Annotated in this window: 5 protein-coding genes; 2 read left to right on the forward strand and 3 right to left on the reverse strand. The window is 47.9% G+C overall.

The window, feature by feature from the left end:
• On the forward strand, positions 1 to 1,468 hold a 1,468-nt coding region (locus tag VN105_RS23240; protein WP_325644714.1), incomplete at its 5' end, for a cation:proton antiporter.
• Here the strand turns inward: VN105_RS23240 and VN105_RS23245 are convergent.
• Positions 1,469 to 1,795 carry a hypothetical protein gene (locus tag VN105_RS23245; RefSeq protein WP_325644716.1) on the reverse strand — a complete coding sequence of 109 codons (327 nt, stop codon included), beginning with the start codon at positions 1,793 to 1,795 and terminating at the stop codon, positions 1,469 to 1,471.
• A 319-nt stretch (positions 1,796 to 2,114) separates the two neighbouring features.
• Between VN105_RS23245 and VN105_RS23250 the strand changes: the two genes are divergently transcribed.
• On the forward strand, positions 2,115 to 4,499 hold the full coding sequence (locus VN105_RS23250) for an ABC transporter permease (RefSeq protein ID WP_325644718.1): 2,385 nt from the start codon (positions 2,115 to 2,117) through the stop codon (positions 4,497 to 4,499).
• 62 nt (positions 4,500 to 4,561) lie between these two features.
• Here the strand turns inward: VN105_RS23250 and msrA are convergent, their stop codons facing one another.
• Both msrA and VN105_RS23260 read right to left on the reverse strand, forming a co-directional pair.
• A complete protein-coding gene (msrA, locus tag VN105_RS23255) occupies positions 4,562 to 5,053 on the reverse strand; it encodes a peptide-methionine (S)-S-oxide reductase MsrA (RefSeq protein ID WP_325644720.1) in 492 nt (163 codons plus the stop codon).
• 35 nt (positions 5,054 to 5,088) lie between these two features.
• The coding region (locus VN105_RS23260; RefSeq protein WP_325644722.1) for an acyltransferase at positions 5,089 to 6,328 on the reverse strand (1,240 nt) is incomplete at its 5' end.

A 6,328-nucleotide genomic window follows, 5' to 3' on the forward strand; every position in this document is an offset into this window, starting at 1 on the left:
ATCTGACAGGATCTCCCAATATATTTTTGTGCTGGTAATGATATATCTGGCCTCGGTGCTCGCTGAGCTGGCAGGCATTGAAGCCATTATCGGTGCATTCTTTGCCGGGCTGGCGCTCAACAGGCTGATCCCCCGTTCTTCCTCACTGATGAACCGGGTTGAGTTTGTGGGGAACGCTATTTTTATTCCTTTCTTCCTGATCAGCGTAGGTATGCTGATCGACTTCAAAGTATTTTTCAAAAGCTGGGAAACCCTGATGGTGGCTGGTATTATGCTGGTGGCTTCTATTGGCGGCAAATACCTGGCAGCAGTAGCCACCAGGAAAACCTTCAGGCTTTCGAAAGACGAAGGCACACTTATTTTTGGTATGAGTTCCGCTTCTGCTGCTGCCACACTTGCTTCCGTGATGGTAGGCTACAACATCATTATTTCAGAAACGGCCGCCGGTGAGCCGGTTCGCCTGCTCAATGAACATGTGTTGAACGGAAGTATTTTGCTGATCCTGATATCCTGCACCGTTTCCTCCTTCATTTCGATGGCCAGCGCGCAGCGGATCGCGGAGGCAGACAGGGAGCGGACGGTATCGGGCGAACGCCCGGAAGAAGAGCGGATCCTGCTGGCGGTTAACCATGAGGAAACGGTGGAAAGAATGGTAAACCTGAGCTTATTGCTGAAAGCGAAAAGTAATGACGACCGGGTATTTGCACTCAATGTTATTAATGAAGATAAAAATGAGTCTTCTGTAAAAAATGCGGAAAAGATACTGCACCAGGCGGCCGATACCGCAGCTGCGGCAGATGTAGAATTGCAACCACTCACCCGGTACGATAATGATGTTATTACAGGCATAGGCAACGTGGTGAAAGAACAGAAGATCACCGACCTTATTATTGGGCTGGAAGATGAAAAAGGCTTTTCTCCTTCTTTTGTTTATAATCTTTACAATGGTTACCTGCAGAATGAACATATCAATGTACTGGTGTATCATGCTGCGCAGCCTGTATCAACTGTAAAACGTTATGTAGTGCTGATACCTGAGAATGCAGGGCGGGAAGCCGGTTTCTTCCACGCATTGCTGCGGGTATGGAATATCGGGCGAAACTCCGGTGCGCTGATGAGCATTTATGCCACGGGCGCCACCCTGGAAATTATCGGTCATATTTTGCAGAAGGCCAACATATCAGCGGAACTGAACCCCGTGAACAGCTGGAGTGAAGCGGAAACCGCGGCGCTGCAGCTGGGAGAAGACGAAGCCCTGATTGTGCTGATGGCAAAAAGGGGTGGGATATCTTATTTCCCGCAGCTAAGCCTGATGCCTGAGTGGCTGAACCAACATTTTTCAGGGAATAATTATCTCCTGATCTATCCTTTTTCAGAGGAAGCGGAAGCATTGGCGGAGAAAAGGGCTGTCAGCAACCATGGCGATTTCATGGAGATAGGTAAGGTGGTGGCCAGGTTATTCCGGTGATCAGTCGTTCTTATCATTGCTGTACTCATTATTTTCTTCATCCTCTGCGCCGATCTGCTCCTGGGCGTCGTCGAGTTCAGCGCCCGGTACATCGAGGCTGCCGGCTTCATTAAGGGGGTCCCCGTCATCATCCCTGTTATCTACTTTAGCGCCGCGCATCCTTAATTCTTCGGAGTAGGTGGGATCTGTGGTGGATGCTTCTTCCAGCAATTCTTTCTCTTCTTCACTCACTTCCGCATCCGCATCGGCTGCTGTTTGTTCTTCTGGCAGATCGTTATTTTCTTCTTCACTGAAGGCGTTTTCGTTTAGTTCATCTTTATTAATCATAACAAGTGTTTTAGATATTAATGATACTACTCCGTTCAACAAAACACAGACCAGCTTAAAAAGCGGTGAATACAGCGGTGAAAGCAATACCGGACCGGGTAATAGTTGTTTATATTAGTAGGAACGTTTGGACAAATTGTAGACCGGCCTGATCACTGTGCAGCGCTGAACACGGTAGTAGTTGAAATACGGCGTCCGTTTTCAGACACCGGGTGTTCATATACGGACATTTTTACCGGGAAAAATTCGGGGAATAGCGGCTGTGGCCTATCTTCCGGTGTGGCAATATTATTGTTTCCAATGAAGAAACCAGTTAGCTATGTTAAGAAGTCATGCCCGGATTGCGTGGCGAAACCTGCTCAAGAATAAAACTTTTTCGTTCATCAATATAGTGGGGTTATCTACCGGTATGGCGGTAGCCCTGCTGATCGGTTTGTGGATTCATGATGAGCTTACTTTCAACAGGAATCATGAACATTACGATCGCATTGTAGCAGTGATGCAGCGTCAAACCTTTAATGGGGTGACGGGTACGCAAACGGCTAATCCTTACCTGTTGGGAGAAGAGATCCGGAGTAAATACGGTAGCGACTTCAAGTATGTGATCATGTGCTCCTGGCCTAATAAGCATATACTGGCATATAACAATAATGCTATTTCGCAGACGGGTAATTTTTTTGAACCCGGCTTCCCGGAGATGTTAACGCTTAAAATGCTGAAGGGTACCAGAGGAGGATTAAAAGACCCGGCTTCCGTGCTGCTGTCGGCCTCCGCGGCAAAAGCATTGTTTGGAGATACCGACCCATTGGATAAGCTGATGAAATTAGACGACCGTATGACGGTGAAAGTGACTGGTGTATATGAAGATCTTCCTTATAATTCCTCGTTCAGGGACCTGGATTTCATGGCGCCCTGGGAATTGTTTCTGAAAGACCAGCCATGGATCAGGGAAATGGAAAACCCCTGGCGGTCTAATTTTACACAAACCTATGCACAACTGGCAGACCATGCGGATCTTGAAAAAGTGTCCGCGAAGATCAGGGATGTGAAGCTGCATAAGGTACGGGCAGACGATGCTGCCTTTAAGCCGGAGGTGTTTCTTCACCCCATGAGTAAATGGCATTTGTATGCCGATTGGAAGGATGGAAAGAATATAGGCGGCAGGATCCAGTTTGTATGGCTTTTTGGGATCATAGGTGTATTTGTGTTGCTGCTTGCCTGTATTAATTTCATGAACCTGAGTACCGCGCGTTCGGAAAAACGGGCGAAAGAGGTCGGTATCCGGAAGGCAGTTGGTTCTTTCCGTAGCCAGCTGATTACGCAATTCTTTAGTGAATCGCTGTTGCTGGCCCTGATCGGTTTTATAGGCGCCCTGGTATTGGTGCAGATTGGGCTGCCGGTATTTAATGACATGGCAGATAAAAAAGTAAGTCTTCCTTTGGCAAGCCCTCTATTCTGGCTTGTTGCGTTGGCTGTTATGCTATTTACCGGCCTGGTTGCAGGTAGTTACCCCGCATTGTATTTGTCTTCTTTTGAACCGGTTAAAGTATTGAAAGGTACCTTCCGGGCAGGGCGTTATGCGGCTGTTCCGCGCAAGGCGCTTGTTGTGATCCAGTTTACGGTATCGGTGATCCTCATTATTGGTACAATAGTAGTATTCCGGCAGATCCGTTTTGCAAAGGACCGGCCGGCAGCTTACAACAGGGAGGGGTTGATAGTTATTCCCGTGTCGACCGGTGCGATGAAAGATCATTTCGAGGTGGTGAAGAATGAACTGGTAGCGTCGGGAGCCGTTACAGAGATGGCCTATTCTTCCAGTTTACTGACAGAGATCAACGCAGTAAACAACGGTTATACCTGGAAGGGCATGCAACCCGGCGCCCAGGGAAATTTCGGGGCTGTAACTGTTACACATGATTTCGGAAAAACAATTAACTGGCAGATACTTTCGGGGCGTGATTTTTCAAGGGATTTTCCGTCGGATTCCTCGGCTATGATCCTGAATGAGTCGGCAGTAAAATTTATGGGACTTAAAGATCCCGTAGGTGAAATTGTAAAGGTAGATGGTAAGCCTTTTAATGTGATCGGTGTTGTAAAGGATATAGTGATGGAATCGCCCTATCACCCGGTTTTCCGGACTGTTTTTACGCTTAATTATGATGCAGCCAACGTGATCGATGCCAGGATTAATCCTTCCAAAACCACGGCAGCTGCGCTTTCCCGGATTGAGGAGGTATTTAGAAAGTATAATCCCGGTGTTCCTTTTGTTTACAGCTTTGTGGATAACGATTATGCTGTTAAGTTTGATGCGGAGCAGCGTATTGGAAAGCTATCGAGCTTTTTTGCAGTGCTGGCCATTTTCATCAGTTGCCTCGGGCTTTTTGGCATGGCGTCTTTTATGGCCGAGCAACGGGTGAAGGAAATCGGAGTGAGGAAGGTATTGGGTGCTTCTGTTTTCAATTTGTGGCAACTAATGACAAAGGATTTTGTACTGTTGGTATTGATTGCATTGGTGATTGCAGTGCCGCTGGCGTATCACTTCATGCATAACTGGTTACAGCGGTTTGAATACCGTACGGAAATATCCTGGTGGATTATTGCCGCTACTGCTGCCGGGGCAGTATTAATTGCCTTGCTGACCGTAAGTTTCCAGTCGATAAAAGCAGCGATAATGAACCCGGTGAAATCCCTGAGGTCGGAGTGATCAATAATTTATCTTACTAAAAAAGGAGAAAATGAATGTACATCCATTTTCTCCTTTTTATTTTAATTCAGTTTCCAGTCGGGCCGCACAAAATGACAGGTATACCCGTGTGGATGTTTCTGCAGGTAGTCCTGGTGTTCCTCTTCAGCGTTCCAAAAGGCTGTTGCTGGAACTACTTCGGTCACAATCGGGCCGGGCCATTTACCGGAGGCATTCAGCTCAGCAATTAAAGCCACCGCTGTTTGACGCTGCGCCTCGTCCAGGTAAAAGATGGCAGAGCGATAGGAAGTACCTATATCATTTCCTTGCCTGTTCCGGGTGGTAGGATCATGGATCTGGAAGAAAAATTCCAGGAGTGAACGGTATGATAATACTGCCGGATCAAATGTAATTTCAATGCCTTCCGCATGTGTGCCATGATGGCGGTAGGTGGCATTGGGTACATCGCCGCCGGTGTAACCTACCACCGTAGAGATGACGCCCGGAAGTTGCCGGATCAGTTCTTCCACTCCCCAGAAACAGCCACCTGCAAGAATCGCTTTTTCAATACTCATATGTCTTTCCTCTTTTTTAACCCCGTGAAGTTAAGTTAAGCTGCTGAATCATTCGTGATCATCATCATTTTTTTATGTGCGGTTTTCTTCCGTTGCTCCAATACACGTTGGCGGAGCCGCAGGAAAGGCGCTTCCACCGCCTTATTCAGCGTAAAAGCGCCCAGCCCCGCAACCAGCAGGCATGCCATGAACATAGGCGTTCCTTTAGGAGCCAGCCCTGTTTTGGCCAGCAGGGGCTGTGCCAGGTGGATCACTCCTTTATGAGATAAGTAGAGTGCAAAAGAAAGTTTGGCTATCAGCGCGGTAACCCGGCTATTGTAGCGGTATAATATGCAGGAAGGGCTTACCGCTGCCACCACCGCAAGTCCGTAACCGGCCGCCACCAGGGGATAGCCGAATACCGAGGCGGAAAAGGTTTCCTGGTCCTCACACAGGAACCAGGCCCCTGCAAGTACCGCCAGCGACAGCAACAGGATGGCATTCCCATGTTGGGTAACCCTGGCTTTTACGGCCGGTTTGAATGCAAACAGGGCTGCGATGGAAACACCCGCCAGCAGGCCATCGAGCCGGGTATAAGTAGGGTAGTACATGTGTTTGTACCATGTGATGAAAAAGTTGTCTTCCCCCAAGTGAGGCGCAATGAATGCGTACCAGCAATATAACCGGATGCCAATACCAAATATAAACAACACCGCCAGCAGGATGCCGGCCTTTCTCCATACATTGAATTTCAGCAAAGCTGCCAGTACCAGCGGGAACAGCAGGTAAAAATGTTCTTCCACACAAAGGGACCAGACATGCGAGAAGGTGCCCAAATTTTTAATATCAAAACCAAAGTTCTGTGTAAAGGTGAGGAACTTCCAGAGCGGGGGCAGGGCTTCCCTTTCATGAAAGGAAGGAAAGAGGAAGTAGATAGCCAGTACCACCAGGTAGGCGGGAATGATCCGGAAGAAGCGCTTTATAAAAAATTCAGGGAGAGAAATACTTTTTCCGGCGGCCATGTTTATGAAAAGCGGGTAGGATATGAGGTATCCGCTTAAAACAAAGAACAGGTCAACGCCCGTCCATCCGAAGCTCATTATTTCATCCAGCCAATGCGGATGCTGGAACATGCGGTAGTGGTAAAACAACACCATCAGTATTGCCAGCGACCGGAGATGATCCAGCCCGGAGAGCTTTTTCATCGTGATACCTGTGTTTGTCATAAGAAAATGCCTGTCTGTTAGGACTGGTAAAATAGTGTGTTTATGAGAGAAGTGCAATGGGGGGAGGGGA

Source organism: Chitinophaga sp. (assembly GCF_035564935.1).
Taxonomy (GTDB): Bacteria; Bacteroidota; Bacteroidia; order Chitinophagales; family Chitinophagaceae; genus Chitinophaga.

Coding starts and splice junctions, on each gene's coding strand:
- VN105_RS23245 (WP_325644716.1), bottom strand. CDS start 1,795: ATGATTAATAAAGATGAACTAAACGAAAACGCCTTCAGTGAAGAAGAA.
- VN105_RS23250 (WP_325644718.1), top strand. CDS start 2,115: ATGTTAAGAAGTCATGCCCGGATTGCGTGGCGAAACCTGCTCAAGAAT.
- msrA (WP_325644720.1), bottom strand. CDS start 5,053: ATGAGTATTGAAAAAGCGATTCTTGCAGGTGGCTGTTTCTGGGGAGTG.